10 protein-coding genes, 1 pseudogene and 1 riboswitch are annotated in these 20594 nt (G+C 69.1%); of the genes and pseudogenes, 4 read left to right on the top strand and 7 right to left on the bottom strand.

What is annotated here, in order from left to right; translation table 11 throughout:
* Positions 1–15 precede the first annotated feature (15 nt).
* From ACZ63H_RS22900 to ACZ63H_RS22920, 5 genes are read right to left on the bottom strand one after another with little or no spacing between them, the layout of a single operon-like run.
* Positions 16–3015 (bottom strand): hypothetical protein, encoded by a 3000-nt coding sequence (locus ACZ63H_RS22900; RefSeq protein WP_469867782.1) that lies wholly within the window; start codon positions 3013–3015, stop codon positions 16–18.
* A 30-nt stretch (positions 3016–3045) separates the two neighbouring features.
* Positions 3046–6534 carry a hypothetical protein gene (locus ACZ63H_RS22905; protein ID WP_469867784.1) on the bottom strand — a complete coding sequence of 1163 codons (3489 nt, stop codon included), beginning with the start codon at positions 6532–6534 and terminating at the stop codon, positions 3046–3048.
* An 11-nt stretch (positions 6535–6545) separates the two neighbouring features.
* The gene (locus ACZ63H_RS22910; protein WP_469867786.1) at positions 6546–8663 is read right to left on the bottom strand and encodes a hypothetical protein; all 2118 of its coding nucleotides are present in this window, start codon (positions 8661–8663) and stop codon (positions 6546–6548) included.
* Positions 8664–8671: 8 nt separating this feature from the next.
* The gene (locus tag ACZ63H_RS22915; protein WP_469867788.1) at positions 8672–12931 is read right to left on the bottom strand and encodes a DUF6603 domain-containing protein; all 4260 of its coding nucleotides are present in this window, start codon (positions 12929–12931) and stop codon (positions 8672–8674) included.
* Positions 12932–12971: 40 nt separating this feature from the next.
* Complete coding sequence (locus tag ACZ63H_RS22920; RefSeq protein WP_469867790.1) at positions 12972–15023, bottom strand: ComEC/Rec2 family competence protein; 2052 nt, start codon at positions 15021–15023, stop codon at positions 12972–12974.
* Positions 15024–15504: 481 nt separating this feature from the next.
* Between ACZ63H_RS22920 and ACZ63H_RS22925 the strand changes: the two genes are divergently transcribed.
* The 3 genes and pseudogenes from ACZ63H_RS22925 (at position 15505) to ACZ63H_RS22935 (ending at position 16966) form a co-directional block, all read left to right on the top strand.
* Entirely contained in the window at positions 15505–15726 is a 222-nt protein-coding gene (locus ACZ63H_RS22925) for a CbtB domain-containing protein (RefSeq protein ID WP_469867792.1), read from the top strand.
* Positions 15727–15753: 27 nt separating this feature from the next.
* Positions 15754–16505, top strand: a pseudogene (locus ACZ63H_RS22930) (CbtA family protein).
* A 125-nt stretch (positions 16506–16630) separates the two neighbouring features.
* Positions 16631–16966: a hypothetical protein gene (locus ACZ63H_RS22935; RefSeq protein ID WP_469867794.1), complete on the top strand. Its 336-nt coding sequence runs from the start codon at positions 16631–16633 to the stop codon at positions 16964–16966.
* Between the two features lie 40 nt (positions 16967–17006).
* Positions 17007–17183, bottom strand: a riboswitch (cobalamin riboswitch).
* A gap of 420 nt (positions 17184–17603) precedes the next feature.
* Here ACZ63H_RS22935 and ACZ63H_RS22940 read toward each other — a convergent pair.
* Both ACZ63H_RS22940 and ACZ63H_RS22945 read right to left on the bottom strand, forming a co-directional pair.
* On the bottom strand, positions 17604–18611 hold the full coding sequence (locus tag ACZ63H_RS22940; protein WP_469867796.1) for a DUF1648 domain-containing protein: 1008 nt from the start codon (positions 18609–18611) through the stop codon (positions 17604–17606).
* Positions 18608–18955, bottom strand: a complete 348-nt coding sequence (locus ACZ63H_RS22945; RefSeq protein ID WP_469867798.1) for a GntR family transcriptional regulator — start codon at positions 18953–18955, stop codon at positions 18608–18610. The genes ACZ63H_RS22940 and ACZ63H_RS22945 overlap by 4 nt, the downstream gene beginning before the upstream one ends.
* A gap of 441 nt (positions 18956–19396) precedes the next feature.
* On the opposite strand from ACZ63H_RS22945, the gene ACZ63H_RS22950 reads away from it, so the two are divergent.
* Complete coding sequence (locus ACZ63H_RS22950) at positions 19397–20365, top strand: PIN domain-containing protein (protein ID WP_469867800.1); 969 nt, start codon at positions 19397–19399, stop codon at positions 20363–20365.
* Positions 20366–20594 lie beyond the last annotated feature (229 nt).

Here is a 20594-nt window from a genome sequence, read left to right on the forward strand (position 1 = left end):
ATGCCTGTGGGATGGCTACTTGGCTCCGGCGGCCAGAGGGACCCAGACCAGGGACGCTTGGGCGCCGCCTGCCAGGCGGCTGTCCACCGCGTGCGCACCGGCCGGGTGGACGGCCGATTTGGCGATGTGGAGGGTGGCGCCCTTGGGCACCGGCAGGAACACCGGGTCGGGGACAGCCGTCTGTTTGTCCGCCGATTTGGCGCTGTACAACGTCGCGCCGTAGGGCGATCCACTCTTCGGGGTGACGGTGACGGCCACCTTGCTGCCGGCTTCGGAGTCGTCGGAGATGTGGCCGGTCAAGAAGCCGTCGGTCGACACGTCGGACTTGGTGTAGTCGCTGGTGAAGGTATAGGCCACAGGCTCCGGCGGCCCCATCATGGTCGTGTTGCCGGTGACGGTGAGCTCCGTGAAGTCCGCGTCGGGGTTGGCGACGGTGACCGTGGTGGTGGCCACTTCGAGGATCTTTCCCGTGCCGAAGGCGCCCTCTGTGGCGAGCAGCACGAAGGCGGTGTCCTTCTTCAGGTTCTTGACCACCTGCTCCGACCTGCCGGTGACGGGCACCGTCACCACCTCGCCCCGGTCGTTGTGGTGAATGAGGGTGAGGATGGTGGCGGGCTCGTCGACCGCCCAGGAGAGTGTCACCGAAGCGGTGTTGGGAATGTTCACCTCGTCCGGGCGGAAGCCGCTGATGAGGCGGCGCGTGCGGTTGTCCGGCACGGTCCGCGCCGCCTCCTCGTCGTCGCCCATGGTGGCCACAGTGGCGAGTGGGAGGACCTCGCCGGCTCCCGGCCCGCTGGGCACCAACTGGCCGGTGCCGAAGGGCAGCCAGGTCAGCAGGGTATCGAGGGCGTAGCTGTTGCCGGGCGTCCTGGTAATGGAGACGGAGGCGCCGCGCGGGACCGGGACGACCATGCCCACGGGCAGAAGGTCGCCGTACGTCTCCTGCGGGTCGTAGGCGAGTGAGCGCGCCGAGTACGAGGAGCCTGCTCCAGTCGGGGTGACCTTGCATTCGAGCGTGACGGGCTCGTTCTTGGCTTGGACCTCCGCGTCCCGCTCGTCCCCGGACAGCACGAGCCCAGGGCGCTTGTTGACGGCTGAGAGGACCAGCAACCCGTCCGTACCGGCGGTGGCCTTCCACTCCTGGACGAACGCCGGACTCCACGTCTGGCGGCTTCTGATGAGCGAGCAGACGCCGCCGACCTTGAGAGTCTTGGCCGTCAGGTCGGGGTCGGAGACGGTGACCGAGGTGGACAGGCTGTGCAGGACCTTGTTGTTCTGCTTGTTGTAGGCGGTGAGGGTCACGGAGGTGGTGCGCCGAATGCTGTTGATGGTGTGCTCGTTCACCGTGGAGACGTCCTGCTTGCCGCCGGACCAGACGAGCTCGTACCTGACATCAGTGAGGACGTTGGCCTTCCAGGTGACGCGTGCCGTCCCACCGCGCTTGACGACCGGCGGGAGGGTACGCAGGTCGCTCATCTTCAACTGCGGGCCGCCCTTGACCACCGGCAGCTTCACGGGGTCGCTCAAGGTGCCGCCGCGGTCCTCGCGAATCTCGATCTCGGCGCGTCCGGTCACCTTGTTGACCGTGACGCCCTTGAGCTTCAGGGTCTCCGGGGTGGAACGGAACAGCGACCCTTCGCCGGGATCGGCCTCGAAGTAGCCGTTGGTCTCGTCGAAACCGGACCAACGGGTGTACTCCCTGTCGATGCCACCGAGGGAATCGGTGAGGTCCCCCGCCTTCTGGCCCACGGGCAGCGTGACCCTCAGCTTGGTCAGGGTTTCGTTCGGGTCGGCCGCGTCCACGTACAGCACGACAGTGGTCTTGCTGGGCTGGGCATCCGTCGAGGCGTCCACCGCGTGCGGTGCGTAGGCGAACATGAGACGGGGAGAAGTACCGGCCGTCAGGGCGGTGCTGTCCGTCCCCTGCGCAGAAACCGAGAGGTCCTTGCCGCCCAGGGCGATCCAGCACACCGTGCCGGTGTCCGGCTTGGTCAGCGAGGTCAGCTCGATCTTCGACCCTGCGGGGACGGGGAGACAGATCGCGGAGGGAGTCTGGGGCTTCTCGCCGGTGCGCCGGACGGTCCGCCGCTGCACATGGCTGAGCTGGGCGTCCGTGTAGACGTTGGCGAACACCCGGGCCGTCCGCTGTCCCGCGACGGAGTGTGTGGGCTGGTACAGCAACAGCCCGTCCGTCGGGGCGACGGCTGCGAAGGCGCCCTTGCTCCAGTCCTGGGTGTGCTGCCGGGGTGTGCCGAAGAGGTTCGTCGACGTCTGGACGCGGAGGTCGCCCGCGGTGACCTTCGGCTTGGTGACCGTCACATGGACGCTCTGGTAGCTGCGGACGGTCTGGCCGCCGCTGTCCGTGCCCTCGGCCTTGACCACGAAGGTGGTGGGGCTGGTGATGTCCGTGACGGTGGTGGACCAGACGCCGGACTGCTGCTTGGGCGGGGGCGCCTCCTTGTCCAGCCCGTAGTACACGGTGTAGGCCGCGTTACCGGGCCCCTTCCAGGAGACGGTGACCTGCTGCCCGCAGGGGACGTTGGACGGGGCGGCTTTCAGATCGGTGAACTTCACCGCCGTCGACACCTTCTGCACCGTCACGGAGGTGCCCCGCTCGACGAGTGACTGCCCAGTGGGGGCGCTGGTCTCGGTAAGGACGATCCTGGCCGCCCCGTGCTGCGCGCCGACGGTGATCTGCTTGAAGCGGAAGGAGTACTCTCCGTGCGGCTTGGCCGTCGTGGTGGCGGTGAACCGGCCCTTGACGCTGTTGTCCTTTGTCAGCGCCCAGTCCCCGTCCAGCGGTTTGCTGCCCAGGACCGCGGCCCATGCCTCCGGAGCGAACAGGGCGTCCTGGCCGGTGCCGACGGGAAGGTCGAAAACCAGCTTGGTGCAGTCGACGTTCTCGGGAATGGTGGCGATGACGGCCACTTCGGCGAGTGTCGCTCCCGTGAGGAAGGGCGTGGGGGTGACCGTGTGGGAGTAGGTGAGCAGGGGGTCCTTGCTGTCGGATGTCACGAGGTCCGTTCCTTTGGTGTGGCGGGGACGTCAGCTGTCGACAGGGGTCTTGAGGTGGAGGAAGCCGTAGCGGGCCGGTGGCCGCCCGGCGTCCGCGGCGGCTTCGCTGAGCTGGGCCTCGGTGCCGGCGGTGCTGATGGCGTAGTCCTGCCAGGTGTTCTCGCCCCGGCGTTCGACGAAGGACCACTCCCCCTGCCAGGCGGCCGGGCACGGCATCCGGACCTTTCCCTGGGCCTCCAGCTCCGCGAGGAGCGGGCCCGTACGGAAGGAGGCGTGTCCGGCGCGGACGAACGGCCGTGAGTATCGTTCGGGGAGCCGGATCTCCTCGATCGGCACCACGTCGGTGATCGCGTGCACGGCGCTGAACGGGTCGGCCAGCAGCGTCACCCGGGTGTCGCGGCTGTGGTCCGGCGGCCCGGCCGGGTCGGCCGCTGGGGAGAAGGTCACGGTGGTGCCGTTGTGCGTGGCTGAGGGCACGAGGTAGCCGCCGCTCTCCGGAGGCCGGGGGTCGGTGACGTACACCGTCCCGTACGCCGAGCCCTGGACGTATCCGTAGAGTCCGTCCGCGAGCAGGCCGGCAGCGCCGAGCCGGACAGGGAAGGCCACCTTGGTGTAGGCGTCGTCCGGCGTGGCGCCCACGGCATTCCACTGCGGGCTGACGGCGACCGGGCCCGCCAGTTCGCCCCGCAGCCGGGCGCGCAGCAGGACGACGGGACGGCCGAGGAGCAGCGGGAGATCCCAGGCGGTGGCGCCGGGGCCCGGGGTGATGGTGGCGCTGACCCTGTCGATGGAGGTGGTGAGCGCGGCGAGCGCGGCCCGGGGCTTGCCGCGCAGGGCGGTGACGAACGCGTGCAGGTGAGGCATCATCGCGCTGCTCAGCTCGACGGCGTGCGGCACCGGACGCCAGACGACACGTGCCTGGCCGGTCTTCGACACGGCCGTGCACAGTTCGCCGACCGGCTGTCCGGCTGCGCTGTAGACCAGCAGGGAGCGGCCCAGATGGTTGACCAGCAGCCAGCCGGCGACGGGGCTGGGCGCGGCGGAGGCGGTCAGGTCGGGGTCGAGGACCTGTTGTTCGTCGGTCGCGCTGAGGTAGTCGAAACGCAGCCGGGCCGGCTGCTGGAGCCGCGGGGACAGCTGGATCCACTTGTTGGTGGCGTGGTCTCTGGCGGCCTGCCCCGGAGGTACGCCGATGCGGGCCGAACGGGCCAGTTGCTCGTTCGCGTAGCCGCCGCTGGTGATCAGGTCCAGCGAGCGGCCGAAGTTGTCCACGACGCTCAGCCGGACGATGAGGAACTGGCCGCAGGAGAGCGGGCGGAAGGCCCGTCCGGTGTCCGGCAGCTCACCGATCAGGGGGATGCTGCGCGGACCGTCGGCGACGAGCCGCTCGGTCTCCGGGTACTTGCGCGGGGCCATGCCACCAGGTCCCGCATGGGTGCCCTCACCGGCCAGCAGCATCCACGCGTTCATGCCGTGCAGCGTCTGGGAGAGCAGGTCGAGGGTGCCGAGCCGCTCGGCGTCGCCACGGAGCCGTGCAGCCTCGGCACCGGACAGTCCGTTGCTGTGGTGTTCCAGCTGGCGTTGCAGGACGTGCGGCAACTGCGGCGTCAGCAGTGACCGTCCGTAGAGGTAGGGTCCTGTGGTGGTCGCCGCCTTGCCGCGTGTCCAGTTCAGGGTGCCGTCGGCGGCGAGCGTCCACGTGCCCTCCGCGCTGCCGGGGGTGCCGCCCGGTCCGCTGGGAAAGGCCAGCGGGTGCATCTCGGCCTTCCACAGGACGTACAGGGGGGACCAGGGTTCGGCGGCCCAGCGGTGGGTGAGGTCGGGCAGGGTTCCAGTGACCCTGTCGGGCTTGGCGTACAGCTCTTCGAGAAGGGTCGGGTACGTGGCGGGGGCGGACGAGGGCAGCAGGGTCGCCTGGTGCAGCAGACACAGCTCCTCCGCCAGTGCTTTGGCCTTGGGCGACTGTTCCCCGGCGGCCGGGTCGGGAAGCTTCTGCCACGCGTTGCCGGGCAGCTTGGGCTGGACGGTGCCACCGTTCTTGTCGAGGAACTTGGTGAGCAGTGCGGTGCTCGCCCGGCACCGTGGTGCTGCCGCCGTGGCCGGTTGCCGGGTTCCGCGGGCACCGCGGATCAGGACGACCGGGTCGGCGGGGGTGTAGACGGTGCCGTGCGGGTGCCGGTTCAGCTCGACGCCGACCCCGTGACCCGGATCTTCGTGGACCTTGCGGCGGAGTGCGGCCACCGTTTCCGCCAGCTTCGTGACCCTGGCGGCCAGTGACGTGGACTCGGTGCGGTCGAGCTGGGCGTTGAGCTTGTCGGTGACACCGCTGGGGCGTTTGGCGTCGGGGAGGTTGCGCAGCCACCACAGGTGGTACAGGCGGCCCTGAGAAGCGCGCAACCGTGCCTCGGAGTAGGCCAGGGACGCCTCGGTGGAGTTCCGTGCGTCGTCCGGCAGCGGCGTTGCCGTGTCCCCCGACTTCTCGGGCGCCAGCGGCTTCCACGTCCAACGGAAGCGGGCGGGGGTGCGGTGGAACCAGTCGCGGTGGAGGGCGTGGCGTACCGTCTCGGCGGTGTCGGTCTCGCCCGTCAGCCCGTGCTGGAGGGCGGTGACCAGGGTGTCGGTGGCGGAACCCGGCGGGGTGAGGGCGCTGAGGGCGTCACCGGCGCTGTGGCCGACGGCGACCTCGACCGCCTTGCGCCCGCCGATGATCTGGTCGGGGTCCGGCATGGACTCCTGGACGTTCTTCGTCCCTTTGGGGTCCCAGATGACGGAGAGCGCCGTGCCCGTGAACAGCGAGCGTTTGGGGAAGGCGGTCATCCCCTTCGGCAGCTGCCAGCCCAGCCGGGACGGGTCGGGCGTGACGGTCAGGATGTCGTCCGCGGGCTGCGAGTACCAGCCGGCGACCAGATAGCTGACCGAGAAGTATTCCTCGCCCATGCCACTGGCCTTGTCCAGCAGGGAGAAGACGTTGTGGCAGTGCGGCTGGAAGGAGGCGAACGCCGCCAGTCCCGGGCCGACGACGGTGAGGAACTGCCGGGTGTTCGGGCGGGGTTCTTTCCAACCGCCCTCGGCACTCTTCGCTTCCCCGAGCCACCAGGTCTCCAGCTGGCCGTTGCTGTTCGCCTTGGCGTACCGGGAGGCGGCGGCGTCGTTGCCGTCCACCTCCTTGCGCAGACGGTCGCTGTCGACCATCCAGGAGGTGGCGAGGACCTTCTTCCCGTCGGCGTTGGCGGCGATCCGCAGCACAAGCCAACGGTTGGGGACGAAGGGAAAGACGGGCCGGCCGTCCGGCCCTGCGGTCGACCGGCACAGGGCCTCGGGCAGCTTCCAATGGAGCCGGATGCCCTTGTCCCGCGACTGATCGAGACCGAAGCCGTTGAAGGGGTCGGGCTCCACGGGGCGGTGGTCGTTGAGCGCCTTCCTGAATTCCGGGTGCCAGCGGACGAACGCTTTGCTCTTGGTGAAAGGCATGGTGCGGGCTTCCACCCGCATCGGGACGACGAGGGGGCCGGTGGCCATCGGGGGCGCTCCTACGCGGAGGGGAAGGTGATCTGGTACGGACTGTTGAGCAACTGCACGGCCAGATCGGAGGACTTGAAGGAGGTGGCCGCGATGGAGTGCTGCTTGGCCAGCGCGGTGGCCAGCGAGGAGGCTTTGGTGCCGAGAGTGAAGACGCCCCGCGCAGTGTCCCGCTGGAAGGACGCCAGGCCGGTGAGTTTCCGGCCGGGCATCTCCTTACCGCAGTTCGTGCCGCTGGGTACGCGGAGGTTGATGTGGTCGGGCCCGTCGATACCGAAGTGCAGGCCCTGTGCGGACTCGCGCAGCACCACCTTGTCCGGCACGTCGGGCAAGAGGCACAGCAGCACATCGGCGGAGAGGACGTCCCGGCGCATGACGGGGAGTTCCGTGCCCGAGGCGAACGCCTCGATCACCAGGCCCGGGCAGGCGGACACCAGATCGGAGCGCAGCAGCAGCCCCGCCTTGGGCATCGGTGTGGGCAGGTCGGCCGACACCGTCCCCTCGGCCAGCAGCTCGACGAGGCCGAAGCGGCCGAGGCTGCGCGCGCCCGCCAGAAGCTGCGTCAGCCAGTCCGGATCGACGTGGAAGAAACGCAGGCTCTCCGGCGGCAGCATCCCTGCGTCGGGTACCAGATAGCAGAAGGGCACCTGTTCGAGCAGGCCCAGCCGCTCCAGCCAGGAGCGCACGCCCCTCACCCCGTCGCTCGTCCCGCCGGCGTCGGCCAGGGCGTGCTGTACGTCGTCGGCGTATTCGCCGAGGAGGTCGGTGATGTGGCCGGTCGGGCCCCAGGGTGCGGCCGAAGCCGGACCGGTTACCGGCGGCGTGGTGGTCAGGTCGGCTTCGACAGCCGGGAGGATGTCTCCACGGCACCAGGCCGCCAGTGCCTCCGCAGGCGTCGCGGGCGGGGTCCAGCGGCCCGTGCCGGGCGGCCCGGCGGCGAGCATCCGCGTCACCAGGCGGCGGGCGGTGCCGCGCCAGTCGGTCAGGGACGCCACGTAATCGGCGTCGGTCAGGGCCAGGGCGCGGCCCAGGCTCCAAGCGGTCGCGTAGCTGATGTCGAAGACGCCGTGGTCCGGCACGTAGATGGCGGCGTGGTCGCCGCTGGCCCCGACCTCGGGCACGCCGGGCAGCTCGGGTGGGACGAAGGGGGTCAGCGGCCCCCGGTACCAGGCGAGGGTCTCCTCACCGGAGGACAGCCGCTCGGGCAGTGGCACATAGCCGCGTTCGAGGCGCCGCCAGGTCTCCTTCTCCGCCGCTGGGCTTCCCGGCCTGCCGCGGGGCGGCCGGCGCAGCAGCAGATCGCCCTGTGCCAGCTGGGTGACGACGGCCGGGAAATGCCGGGCTCCGGTGTCGCAGGTGAACGTCCACGACCACAGTGATACCAGCCGCACGCGCAGCGTCCCGCCCGGCAGCGTGCCGGAAAGATGTGCGCCGTGGCCCTCCAGGGAGACCAGGTGCGCGACATACGGGCCTGCCTTCTTCGGCAGCCGGTTCGCCAGCACGACGGCGAACTCGCCCGCGACGAGCTCCTCGCCCAGCAGGTCGGAAGTTTTCTTGGCCTTGCGGACGTGGGCGAGGTGTGCCAGTTCGTCGTCGGTCTCACGCGGGCAGAGCTGCCGGAACGGCTCGGCAAGCACGTCGATCGTGCGGCACGGCTGGACGGCCTCGGCCGCGGTCGGCGCGAGGGCCGGAACAGCGATATTGCTCTCGGCCTTCACCGCGTCCGCGCCGGTGCGGGATGTCGTCACACCCCGGGCCGCCGGGTCCTCGTAGATCTCGTCCGGCCCCAGGATCAGCAGCGCCAGCCACGGCAGGTCCTTGTGTCGGCTGTCCGAGCTGATCAGTCTCTGCCAGGGCAGCGACGGTTGCCGCAGGGTGCAGTGGGCGAGCGTCTGGTCGAAGTTGGAGGCCGCACCGCTCGCCGGGTTGACCGCGTGGATGGCGGTCGGGTCGAGGGCGAAGCGGGGTGCGGCCACATGGACGGGCTGTGTGTAGGGCTGGAAGTAGTCCTTGCCCAGTTCCCCGTTCTGCTGGCTGGTGACCTTCTGTGTGACGGTCACGGTGTGGTCCCCGGCGATCATGCCGGGCTTCTGGGCGTCGTGGAAGGACAGGTTCAACTGGGTGGACATGGTCTGGATCAGCTCTCCGCCGCGGTCAGCGGCGCGTCGGTGAAGGCGGACTCGACGTCCCGGACGTAACGGGCCAGCCGGTTGTTGACCAGCGGGACCGGCGGTTCGGTGAGGGGTTGCCCCTCGTCCCGGGTCATTGCTTCGGCGCCCGCCTTCCGCAACGCGTCCAGCAGCGCGCCGCGGGCCGCCACAGCGGGGGCTGCGCCGATGGCAGCGACCTTGCCTACGGCGTCCGCCGCCCGGACAGGACGCGGACCGTGGACGCCTGCGACGAACGGCAGTTTCCTGGTGTTCGCCACGGTCTCGTGGTGGAGGGCGGCCGGGGTGATGACGCCGGGGCTGCGGCCCGCGTCACGGGAGGGCGCGGTCAGGCGGAGGCCGGTGAGGCGACCGGTGAGCAGGTGCCCGGAGGTCTCGCCCGGCTTGCCCCACAACGCCTCGGGCACGCTGCCGGTCTCGGCGATGACGGTCCAGCCGTCCTCCCGCATCTTCAGGGGGGTGCCGCCCCTGGTGAGGGTCACCTTGAACTCGGAGGTGACCGCGGTCTCCTTCAGAGGGCGGATGGTGACCTTCTCCGGTGTGGACCCGACCTCGTCTGCTGCGCCGTTGGGCAGCCCCAGCAGCAGGCGGGTCGCCGGTGCGGTGCCGTGAACGGTGAACGAGAAGCCGTCTCCCGCCACCGTCCACGGCTGGGTCCCGGAGCCCTGCTTCGGACGTGCAGGGAGCAGCCCGGAGACGACGGTCGCCTTCACCGGCGGCGGAAGCTGACGCTGGAAGTCGGCCCAGGTCACCTTGCGGTCGTCGGCTCCCGACGAGCCGAACGGCACGGTGAACGACACCGGTCCGGCGCGGACCGTGGCCGTGCCGCCGAACGGCTCCCCCCACACGTAGCAGTCGGCCGACACCTCGGCGCGCACGGTGAAGTGGATCGGGCCGACGGAGACGTTGGCCTCGAAGCCGACGCGGACGCCGATGTGGAAGTCATAGCGTGGCGGGTTGGTCCACTGGAGGTAGCCGTCGAAGGAGGCGGCGAACCAGGCGCGCACCCACCCGCCGTCGAAGGTGACCGATGCCCTGGCCCCGAGCATCAGCGCGCCCGGGGTGATCGCGAGGTAGGCGGAGGCGGAGATCGCGACGGCCCGGGAGATCGCCCAGCTCGCCTTGAGCCGCGGCACCCGCGGGTAGTGACCGGGCACCTCGTACAGGGGGTGGTAGCCGCCGAGGGTGATGACGAAGTCGCCGCTGCGGTCCGGTCCCTTGCCGGGTTCGGGCGGGCTCCAGACGTACATGGCGAGGCCGCCCGTCAGTTTGAAGGACGGGTCGAAGACATACGAGTTCTCGGTGAGCAGCGCGGTGAACGACAGCAGCCCGAGACCGCGCTGATACAGAGCGCGGATGCCGACCTCAGCCTGTGCGTAGACCGGGCCGTCCGCTTTTCTGCGGGTGGGGAAGGAGGCCCGCACCAGCGCGAACAGCCCGACCGTCAGATCGTCGCCGAATTCGATGAGGGCCAGCGCACGGCCCGAGAGGAACTCGAAGGAGGTGAACTGAATACCCACGGCGACCCAGTTCCGGCCCAGCTTGGGGGACAGCCAGCCCGCACCGCTCAGCTCCTTGGCCATCTCGGCGGGCGACTTGTCGCGGAGAGCCGCACCGCCCAGGCCGGCGACCAGGGGAAAAGTGTCGACCTCGTCCGGGCCCGGAATCCGCACGGTCGCGTTGTACCCGCCACCGAGCATCGCGCCGGTGACCCGGAACGGCGGCGGCCCGAAGCCCCCGCCGCCCTCGGCCGCCAGCTCGCCGAAGACGCTGAACGACCAGGCTCCGCCCCCGGTCCGGTAGGCGAGCTGCCCCAGCAGTCCGCCCGACACGGTGGGCAGCCGCAGCAGCAGCATCCCGTCGAACTGGTCGGTGAAACCGGAGGCGGGGGGCGGTTTGGAGTACAGCAGGGCTCCGGCCACCTCGGCGGCCCCTGCCCGGACGGCGAGCAGCAGCCCGCGCAGCACGGGCCGGACTGTGTGCGGGGCGGCGAGTCCGACGCTGACGCCGAGTCCCTCGGCCTGCAGTTCCACTCCCGCGATGGTGAGCGTCGCCTGGACGCCGACCGTCACCGCCTCGGCCCTCAGCCGGATCTCCACGCCGCGCACCCGGAGCGGCCCGACGGACCGGTCCAGCCGCAGTTCGGCGCTCAGTTCGGCGCCCGCGCCGGGAGCGGTGGGCACCGGGGCGCCCGCGCCCGGGGCGGCAGGCCCTGCCGTCAGGGCCTTGGGGCCGCTTCCGGCACGGAGCGGGAGGTCCTGCCACTGCGCGCCGACGAGGAGCCGGACGGCTCCGCCGAAACCGGCCGGCACTTCGCCTTCGATGATGCCCAGCGCGTCGGCCTGCGCCGTGCCGTACCAGGTGCGCCAGGCGCTGATCTTCGTACCGGAAACCTTCGTCCTCGCCCAGCGGAGGGTGGGCGTTCCGACACCGAGGTCCTGGCCCGCAGGGAGCTGGCCGCGCAGCAGCTCCAGGCTGGAGAGCCGGGCCGCGCACGCAATCCGGACCTGCGCGAACCACCAGCCCTTGCCGCCGACGAGGGTGAGCGCGTGGCCCTGGGCCGTACCGGCCGTGACGAGCCACCTGCCGTCCTTGCCATGACTGACGGCCAGGCTGGTCAGGGTCAGCAGGAGAGCGGTGGGCAGCTCGGAGGCGGAGACGCCGAGCGCCGTCAGAAGGTCGGCGGCACCGATCCCGGGAGTCCCCGTCCAGGTGCCGTCGAACCGGTCACCCGTGCCGGTGACGGTGAGCTTGACGAGGCGTTTGCCGACCCGCAGGGTGGCCTGACCCGCGAGCTGGAAGGCTGCACTGGCAAGCCTACCGCCCTCCGTCCGTAGCGTCTTGTTCACGGTGGCGTGGATGCCGAAGGCGAGCTTGAGTCCCGGGATGGCGCCCTGGACGGTGAGCTGGGCCTCGCCTGCGTCCTTCCTCTTGGTCACCCCGGCACCGAGGTAGCTCAGCGTCAGACCACCGAGGCTGTCGGGGAGGGAGAGCCCGAAGCCGGAGAGCGCCTTCTCGCGGGCGGCGGGCTGAAGGTGCGCGGTGAACCACCAGTCCTCGGACTTCGTCCACTCGCCGTGCACGGCGACAGTGACGCCGCCGACCGTCCAGTCGGCGTCGAGGGAGGCGGAGACAGAGGCCCCGGCCTTCTCGACGGAGAGTTCCACGTGGGAGAGCTTCAGCCAGTCGGTGATCTGCCAGTCGGCGAATGCCACCCCGGCCGAGTAGGACGGGGTGCCCCCGCCGAAGCTGCCGTGAAGAGCGCATGCCTGCGCCGTGGCGGGGAGGTTGGGGGGAGTTTCTCCTGGGAACAGCTTGGCCAGCATCTTCCCGATGGAGACGGGCTGTTCGAGTGCCGCGGACAGCTCGTACCGGGGGCCCGCACGGCGCAGTTCAGCACCGATCGTGATCCCCTGCACGTCCAGCACGCCGGAGACGAGCGCCTGGACCCGGGACGACGCCGAGAGCTTGGCATCCCGTACCGAGGCCGCCACGCCGAACTCGGCCCGGACGTTGTGCAAGGTGAGCACACCGGGGACGAGTTCCCAGCTCTTCCGCACCGACAGGCTCAGCCAGAAGGACTGGAAAAGATTGCGGCCCGGGTCGAAGGTGAGGGCTGCGCCGTCGAGCCACAGGTCGGCACCGCCCAGGGCGGCCGGCAGCTCCAGCACTGCGCCGCCGACCAAGCCCTTGACCTTGTCCAGCGGCAGCCGCACCGGCACGAAGTCACCGCTGAGGGCCCAGATACCGCCGCTCACGGGGTTCTGGCCCAAGAGCACCGGGGCGGGCGAGACGCCCGGGACCGCCAGTTCGATCGCAAGGCCCGTGCCGGGCACGGGCGGACTGCCCTGCCCGGGCGAGTCGACGCCGAACAGCAGCCGGACCCCGCCGACGAGCCCGGTGGTCCGCAGCAATGTCAGGGCGGCTTTGAGGTCGGCCGGAAGCCAAGTCTCGGCCTGGTCGAGCGGGAGGTGGACGGCGACGCGGAAGCCGACGACCTGCTCGCTCTGGTCGGTGAGGAAGGCGACCTTCGCGGGGCGTGCCGTCCGCCCCTTGAGAGTGATCGTGCCGCCTGCCTGGAGGCCCGTGAGGTCGGTGACGACGTTGGTGAGCCGCAGTTGTCCGTCCGTGCACCAGTCACGGAAGAGCTGCTGTGCGGCGGGGAGTTGCAGGGCGGTGTGGTCCAGGACAAGGCCCTTGCGGTGCTCCAGAACCTTCGGGGAAAGCATCGTGCGCAAGGTGGTCACGGAAAGCGGCATCGTCCGTCTCCTACTGGAACCACAGCTCGAATTGGCCGTTCTTGTGGAACCGCAGGTGCCATTCGACGAAGCGGGGTGTGCTCACCGTAGGTTCGACGGCGGGCACAACAGCGCCCTTCTTGGGCGGCTGGGTGATGCCGGCGGTGTCGGTGTCGCTGGTATGCGGATACAGGGTGGTGCCCAGCGCCCGCCGGGTTTCCCGCCATTCCAGGCGGGGCTCTCCGTCCTTAGGCGCGAAGACCACGTAATGGTGCGGATTCGGCGGCTTCAGGGGGTCGACAGGACCGCGAACCCCGGGCGGCCGGTCCGGTGGATCGTAGTCCGCGGGCTTCGTCAGGTCCCATGCCTGGCCGACCTTCTGCCAGTGTACCGACCATGGGTGCCGAAACGTCTTGCGCATACCCGCGCTGACGAAGATCCCGGCCGGTTTCAGGAAGTTGACCCATTCGTCGGACGTAGACGTCTCGCTGCCGTGATGACCACATCTCAGCCAGCGCAGCGAGGCATCGGAAAAGAAGGAGCTGTCCTTGTACTGGAGTCGTAGCAGATCCTCGTTCAGCATGTAGGCATCTCCCATGATCCACGCCTGCTGGCGCTTGCCCGCACCATCCTTCGGACCTTTCACCACGATAACCATGCTGTGCAGGTTCGCCCACTCCTCCTTGGCGCTCTCCTGCATCTGCCATGCGAGGATCTCGTTCTCGATGCCCCACCGGAAGAGTCGCTCCTTGGCGACATCCTTCTTTTTTGCCTCGTCCCAGTTCCGCTCGGGGAGCTTTTCGGGCGGGGGAGGGCTGGAGCTGTTGTAAGCCTTGACCCAGTCGTTGTAGTCTTTCAGCTCCTTCTCCAGCAGTGCCTTAATCTTCCCGATCTCTGCCTCCTGCGCAGTGTTCGGGGCTTTTTTGATGGCCTCCTCGACGCATTGCTTGACAGCCGTCGAGAGCAAAATATCCTCGTACTCCCGCTTACCCAGAAAGAAGTCCTTGGGCGCCAGTTTTGCCTTGTGAGCCTGGAACTTCGCCTCTCCGCCCGGCTTCTTCCGGTACTCGACCCCGAGCTGCCGCCGCGCTTCGTCACGCACCCAGCGATTCCACGGGGGTAGCAAGTCCGGCCCCTCGACGACTTTCTTGGCGAGTACCCACCGGGGGACTTCCGTGCTGCTTACCTTCACCGTGCCGGTCCCCCCGTCGCTCTCGGCCCGGCCGATGTACCGGCTGACCTCCGCGATCTTCTTCTCCGGCTCCGTGGTCTCCATCTCGTCGAAGGTCAGCCGGTGGGCTTCGGCCTCCACCCGAGCGTCCTTCTCCGCCCCCGCCAGCTTCTGCGAGATCGTCTTCCGCAGCTCCGTAACGCGCTTCTCGATGTCCCAGGATTTCAGGTTTTTGGTGAATTCCTTCCCTGGGTACGGGTAGTTCTTCACCTTTCGCCCAGCCGATCCGCCGCCGGGCAGCGACAGCCAGATGTCCTCCCGGTGATAGGGACTGTCCGGCAACGGGCCCATCTGCTGGGCGGCGGCGACGAAGACATTGGCGGCATCGTCGCCGAAGCCCGCGAAGAGAGGGAGCTTCTTCACGGGATGGAATATACGGCGGGCTGTAGCCTGGAGTCCGTGCTTCACATGGCCGAGCTGTTTGCAAGTCGTCTTGTTGTCTGACGGCGACACCTCATCCAGCAGATCAGAGATAAAGCCGTAGTTCTGGTTCCGGTAGTCGTTCCGATCACAGGAGTACCAGAGGTTATTGACTGTGTATTGGAGTTCCCTGGTCCCGTCGTGGCACAGAACGGCATGCAGCCAGTTGTAATGATCCTTGTCAGGGTGACTGATCAGCAGGTAATCGAGGACGCCGTTGTTCTCCTTCAGATAAGCACCGGCACGCTCCCGCAAATATGCCTGGGCGCGCCGCTCCTGCCCCGGCAGATCGTTCCTGTGCGTCGCGCGTGACTGACCATTGGAACCACAGTCCATCAGAACGGTGTGCTTGATCTTGCCGCTGTCGTCACGAAAACACAGAAGGGTGCAGTCGCCAGCTCCCACATAGAAACAGATGATCTCGACGTCCACAGACACAAGCTAGCAGGACAACAAGTGACATTGCGCCCGATTCCGCCTGCCGGCACACCCGGCGAGTCCCTGCCCGACTGTAACCACATGTTCCCGCTTACCTGTATAAAAGACCTGTCCGGCCTGTCGTAACACCGGGAAGACCGATGAGGCTGCGGAGACGAATGCCCTGTCCGCGCCCACGAGAAATCACCCGGACGGAGGGAGACGAGTCCCACCGCGAGCAGCACCTGCCCCTGCACATCAGGGCCGTCGCTTTCTCAGCAGGTGATCTTGAGAAATTCGGTGGCATGCTCGGGGTGTGTCGTCGTCGAAGCCGCGGACCAGCGGCCCCTCTTGAGCTCCACCTACGGCCGCTCTGTCTGCTTCGCGGGCGAGAGAGTATGCGGGCCCCCTCTTGGGGCGTTGCGTGAGTCAGACCCGTGGCCGTCGTTCTGTGCACCACAGAGATGGGACGCGAAATCCCAGAGGAGGTTCTGCCATGGCGCAGACCGTCGCCCAGCCGACAGCAACCACTCCCGCCATCCCCGTCAAGCTGCCGCTGAAGGCGATAGCTCCCTGGGCGGTCTTCTTCGGCATCCTGATGCTGATCCTGCTCTACTTCGTCGGCGCCGAGCAGGGCGCCACCTCCGTGTTCAACGGCACCGACGTCCACGAGTGGGTGCACGACGCCCGCCGCCTGCTCGGCTTCTCCTGCCACTGACGCGAGCGCGAGGGACGCCGCACACCCATGAACTCCGCAACGGTAAGAAACCTCCTCGTGCGAGGCTTGCTCGCCGGCCTGGCCGCCGGCTGCTCGCCCTCGTCGTCGCCTACCTCCTCGGTGAGCCGAGCGTCGACAAGGCGATCGCCTTCGAGGACGCCCACGCCCACGAGCATGAGATGGAAGTAGTCTCCCGCTCCCTGCAGTCCACCGCTGGCCTCGCCACCGGCGTCCTCGTCTACGGGGTCGCGTTCGGCGGCATCGCAGCGCTCGCGTACTGCTTCGCCCGGGGCCGCGTGGGCCGCTTCAGCCCGCGGGCGACCGCGCTGCTGTTGTCCGGCTGCGCCCTGCTCACCGTCTACGTCGTGCCGTTCCTGAAGTACCCGGCGAACCTGCCGTCGGTCGGCGACCCCGACACCGTCGGCAAGCGGACCACGTTGTACTTCCTGATGATGCTGCTCAGCGTCCTCCTCGCGGTCACCGCCACCATCCTGGGCAAGCGCCTGGCGCCCAGCGTGGGCAATTGGTGGGCAACGGTCGTCGCGGTGGCCGCCTTCGCCGCCGTCATCGGTCTGGCCTACGCGTTCCTGCCCGTCACCAACGAGGTGCCGAAGGACTTTCCGGCCGCCCTGCTGTGGCGGTTCCGGGTGTCCGCACTGGCCATCCAGTCCGCACTGTGGGCCGGCTTCGGCCTGCTCTTCGGTGAACTGGCGGAACGTCTGCTGAACCCCAAGCCGGCAACGGCCGCGAGCGGCCGCGCGGTTCCGGCCGCGCGCTGATTCCTTCCGGACAACAGAGGGCCCCTTCTGGTGTTCCGGACGCCGAGTCCGACGCGAGAGCGAGTACGGCCCGACAGATCAGCCCGACCCGACACGGACCACCCGCCGATGAGCGGAGGAACCGAGTGGCCAGAACCCCGCAGCCGCGCCACATCGCTCTCGCCGGCCGTGAGGCGGTCGCCCCCACCCTGGAATACGGCCAACTCATCGCCAGCCGACGGCAGATCGGCGGCCAGAGCGCCCGGGCACGGGTCCTCGCCCAGCAGGCCAGACCCGCCGAACAACTGCTCCTCGAACTCGAGGCACTGGTCGCCTCACAGGGGGAGGACTGCACCGGGCGGGTCCCCACCCCGTCGACGCCCTGTCCCCGCGCTCCGTCCACTCAGGCGGACACCCCTGGTTCCTGCCTGCGCTGTGCGTTGGCAGCGCTACTGCGCCGTCACCGGGAGCCGGCGCCCTGAATCGCCGGTGGCCGCGTTCTAGTCGACATCCGGCAGGGCCAGAGGGCGCCCGAGAAGCAGATTCCAACGCCTGGCCTACTTGCCGTCGCTTCCCAGACCCTCCCGGGCCCAGTGCGTATGACGGCGGTCGTTCCCGCTCACCGCTGCGGGGCAGTCCCGGATTTCCACCGGGTTCCCTCTTACGACGCATCCCGCCCGGCGGACGGGGCGAACCAGCTGCACCCGCCAGCCTACGGAACCACCGCCGGATAAGGGAGCAGGACGTCCACCATCTGGACGGTGAGGCCGACCGATTCGCACCGCACAGGCCACAGGACGGGAAGCCCGCCGCACACGCGCTTCTCGTCCTACACCTGCCCTGCCGTCCGGGGACCCCACCCCTTGCGGAGGCCGGGGACCTTCAGCCCGGCGCCGTACCAAGCTTTCAGATCCGCTCGTAGCCGTGGGTCCCTCTGCTGCCGGCCTTACGGCAGAGGACTCCGGACCCACCATCGGCTGGAACCGCGTGGAGGCGCGTGAAGCAGCTCCCGGAGCTCTTCGTGAAGCGATTCGGCGATCGAGGCGACGGTGTCCAGTCCGATCAGGTCCGCGAGATCGAGTCGACTCATCAGGTGAGCGCACCCGAAGGGCATCCTATTCAGGCCGATTGAGGCGTACTCAGCGCGTTCAGCAAAGCAGCGCCTCGCTCAGCGTCGTCGATGCTGACGGCGAATTCCTTGCCCTTGCCCCTCACGCGGATGACCAGGCATTGCCCGCTGCGAAGCATGACCGTGGTGCCCAGGCCGCTTAGCCGGTACCCCCAGCCGCCCACCTGTGCAGGGGTGCGGTCCTCGGTGCGGACCGACTCGATCTCCGTCGCGTCCCAGCGGCGCACAGGCCAGCCGAACGGTCCGAACGCCACCTCCAGACCCCTCTCGGAGACGCAAACCTGGACCGCCGCGCACCCGGCCACTGCGAGGGAGGCGAACGCGAAGGGGGTGAACAGCGCCCAGAACGGCCCCGGTTCGGTCAGGCCGCTGACGAGAGCGATGATCGCTGCCACGGCCACGAGGCCCGTCACCGCGGCCAGCGCTTGGAGCCAGGGATTGGTCGTCCGAGAAAGCCATACCATGCGCTGTCCTTCGGGTATCTGCAGAACCGGCCCCTCCCGGCGTTCCTGCACCGCGGGAGCAGCTGCCTGCCGTCGGCGGCGGCTCACCAACCATCCGGCGAAGCCGCCGGCCAACGTCGCCACCAGGGTGACCACGAGCCACGGGGTGGGCTGGCGCGCGTCGTGCCAGTCCGCGCGGTCGAGGTTCGCGCGGACGACGGCTGCCTGCGCGCCGGCCAGCAGGACGCCTCCGGGCAGCAGCGAGGTCGCTGCCCATGTTTCTCCTTGCACACGGGCGGCGTCCGCGCCCCGCCACAGCATCGCCAGCACGACGGCCGCCAGGAAGAGCCAGATGAGGCCAGGGAAGACAGACGCTGCCCAAAGCGGCATCGAGTCGTCGGGTGTGCCGTCCCCGAATACCCAATGAGTGGCCAGCCGATCCGGCAGCCGTCCGCTCGCGGCCCACGGCAGTGCTGCGATCAAAGCAGCGATACCCACGGCCCACGCGATCCCGCTCCAGCGCGCCCCGCGGCCGGACCGTGTGCGGTTGTTCACGGTATCCCCCTGATCATCTCGATGAGTTCGGTCCTGCTGTAACCCAGCCGGGCGGCGTCGCCCACCAAGGCGTGTACTCGCTCCAGCAACCCAGACCGTTGGTCAGCGCCGTCAGCGACAGTCACCCCACGGCCTCTGCGGAACTCCAGCAGCCCATCGTCCCGAAGACCGCGCAGGCCACGCAGGACCGTGTTGACGTTGACGTCGAGCGCCTGCGAGAGGTCGCGTGCCGACGGCAGGCGGTCCCCTGGCCGGCATTCGCCCTCGGTAATGGCGCGACGGATCGCGCCCGCCACCTGCTCGTGCAGGGGCCGAGTGTCCCTCTTGTCCAAACGCAGCAACATGATGCTAATAACGATAGCTCCATGCGCATTGTTAGCGGCGTGCTCTCCCGGCCGGGGCAACGCTTGGGTCACGCCGAGGCAGAGCCTGGCAGGACTTCGTTGGGTTCGGTGCCGCCCAAGGGCCTGCGGGCAAAAGCGGGGGCCTGCGCGGACTGCTGATGGACGGTGGTCCATCCAGGCCAGGGCCTCAGGGGTACCGGACGGCACCGCTCCCGCCTGGAAGCCTGCCGCACGTCGAACCGGGTGCCCCGATGGAGACGCCGCCGGCGCTCCGCAGCCAGACCCCAGCGCGCCCACCCAGCCGACCTTGGCCGACCTCCCGAGCCAGGCCGGAGGCGAGACCGCCCACGCGTTCCGTTCCCGGCCGCGGTCATGCTGTCGCAGGGCCGTAGCGTCGGAAAGCCGAGGCGCGCCAGCGGGTCGCGCTGGCAGGATCGCCGCATGCTCATCACACCGCGCCCCGGTGCAGACCGGAAGAACATCCGGCAGGTACTCAGCGGCGTACACACCACGGCAATGAACCTGCAGCGGCCGTACGGCAGCGCCTTCGAGGGGCTGCTGACGTATCTGGAGTGGGCCACGGAGTCCGCGCGGATACTGCGTTCCCAGATCAGCGGCCGGGACCTTGACCAGCTCGTGTTCACCGATCGCTACCGGATGCTGCTGGGCAGCTGCGGCACCCTCGCCGGTACCGACCAGCAGCGCCTCGTGAACGGCCTGGTCCAACTTGAGGTCGCGGAACGCATCGAGGCGTTCGAGGCAGCCGTGGCCGCGCTGGATACGCAGATACGCCGTTGGAGCCAACGGGAGGTGTTCGTCGTAGCCGACTCCAGCTTCTACATCCAGAACGAGGTGAAGCTTGCCGACGTCAGCCTGCACGAGGTGCTCGGCGTGCCGCGCTATCAGTTCGTACGCCTGCTGTTTCCGATCGTGGTGGTCGACGAGCTGGACGACCTCAAGGACGCCAGCAAGCAGCGGGCCCGCTGGCGCGCCGCCCACACGCTCGGTCTCCTCGACGGGGTCCTCAACGGCGACACCCACGGAGTCCTTCACGAGGGGGAGCACGCCGTTCAGGACGGCGAGACCCGCGGCAGGGTCAACGTGGAGATCGTCCTCGATCCTCCTGGACACGTGCGCCTAGAGCGCCCCGATATCGAGATCATCGACCGTACGGTGGCCATCCAGGGCCTGGCCGGCCGTGACGTTCGGTTGCTGACGTGCGATACGAGTCAGCACACCCGGGGCCGGGCCGCCGGGTTGAAGGTGACCAAGGTGGCGACGAAGGACCCTGGGGACGAGCCGGACTGGTCGGCCCCGGACAGGACAGGCACTGGCGTACGCGCGCAGCGACGCGCCAGGCAGGCCGACGCGGAGGCTTCGACGGCCAGTGAGAATCGAGCGTCACGGTAGTAACACTGTGCTACGCGCCACCCAGCGGCACTGCACCCCCGGCCCCGTGCACGGCAACGGAACATGCGCGAGACGCTGCGCACGCAGGGGTGCAGCCCACGGGCCCGCCGCGTACACCGGCCTCCGGTGCCACCGAGAGGTTCCAGCCCGCTGCAGCCGACTCACGCGCACCTCTTCTGTAGGTTCGGCCGCTTCGTTGGCAGGAGGTCCTGCTGAGACTGCGGATTCC

The sequence above is a fragment of the Streptomyces sp. NPDC104831 genome, assembly GCF_055583025.1.